Source organism: Mycobacterium sp. NGS27 (assembly GCF_059813005.1).
Genome location: NZ_JCALDT010000021.1, coordinates 1 through 1,575 on the forward strand (window position 1 = coordinate 1; position 1,575 = coordinate 1,575).

Consider the following 1,575-nt stretch of genomic DNA (forward strand, 5'->3'; position numbering starts at 1 on the left):
CTCACGCCGACAACCACCACTACCGACCTGCTCGACCAGCTGCAGCATGCACACGCCAAAACCGTTGAGCATCAACACCTTGCGCTCAACGAGATCCACCGCATCACCGGCCACGACAATCTGTTCGACACCCTTTTCGTGCTGGAGAACTATCCGGTCGACACCGGGGCGTTGGCGGGGGCCGACGGTTTGACCATCACCGGCTTCACCAGCCGCGAATCCACCGACTATCCGCTGACGGTCCAGGCCGTCGCCGGTAACGAACTCGGGCTGCGTGTCGAATTCGACACGGATGTGTTCGACGCCGCAGACATCGAAACCATCGTCAAGCGATTCCGCCGCGCCCTGGAAGCAATGGCCACCGATCCGGCCCGACGGTTGTCGTCGATAGATGTGCTGGACGGCGGTGAGCACGCTCGTCTGGATCAGATTGGCAACCGCGCGGTGCTGAGCCAGCCCGGGGCGCCGGTGTCGATTGCGGCGGCGTTCGGCGCCCAGGTCGTACGCACACCCGAGGCGGTCGCGCTGACCTGCAGCGGTGTTTCCATGACGTACCGGGAGCTGGACGAAGCAGCTAACCGATTGGCGCACTTGTTAATCGGCGCGGGTGCGGGTCCGGGTGAGTGTGTGGCGCTGCTGTTTACCCGGTCGGCTGAGGCCGTCGTGGCCATCTTGGCGGCGTTGAAGACCGGGGCGGCTTACCTACCGATCGATCCCGCGCATCCGGCTGCCCGGATCGCATTCATGATCGAAGACTCCGGGCCGATCGCCGCGATCACCACTTCCGATCTGGCCGCCCGGCTGGACGGGCATGCGCTGCTAATCGTCGATATCGACGACCCCCGCCTTGACACCCAACCCAGCACCGATTTGCCAGTGCCGGCCCCGGACGATATCGCCCACGTCATCTACACCTCGGGCACCACCGGTGTGCCCAAAGGTGTTGCGGTAACGCAGTACAACGTGGTGCAGCTGTTCGAGTCGCTCGACGCCGGGCTGGACCTGGCTTCGCCCCAGGTGTGGACGCAATTTCACTCATACGCTTTCGACTTCTCGGTCTGGGAGATCTGGGGCGCCCTGTTGCATGGTGGCCGGCTGGTAGTGATCCCGGACTCGGTAACTCGCTCACCCGACGACTTACACGCCCTGCTGGTCGCTGAGCGGGTCACCGTGCTGACCCAAACCCCTTCTGCGGTTAAAGCTTTGCCGCATGAGGGTTTGGAGTCGGCGGCACTGGTGATCGGCGCCGAGCCCTGTCCGGTCGAGGTGGTGGATCGGTGGGCGCCCGGCCGGGTGATGGTCAACGTCTACGGGCCCACTGAGACGACGATGTGGGCGTCCAAGAGTGCGCCCTTGAAGGCGGGCTCAGGTGCGCCACCGATCGGTGTGCCGGTAGCGGGGGCAGCGTTCTTCGTGCTGGACGGGTGGTTGCGCCCGGTGCCGGTCGGGGTGGCCGGCGAGTTGTATGTGGCCGGGCGCGGGGTGGGTGTCGGCTATCTGGGCCGGGCCGGCTTGACCGGGTCGCGGTTTGTGGCGTGTCCATTTGGTGGGTCGGGGGCGCGGATGTATCGCACC

1 protein-coding gene is annotated in these 1,575 nt (G+C 65.4%); it reads left to right on the forward strand.

Annotated features, from left to right (window positions below; translation table 11 throughout):
- Nucleotides 1-1,575 (forward strand): non-ribosomal peptide synthetase (locus AC5Y30_RS25370; protein WP_499922041.1); only part of this gene is annotated, 1,575 nt, incomplete at both ends.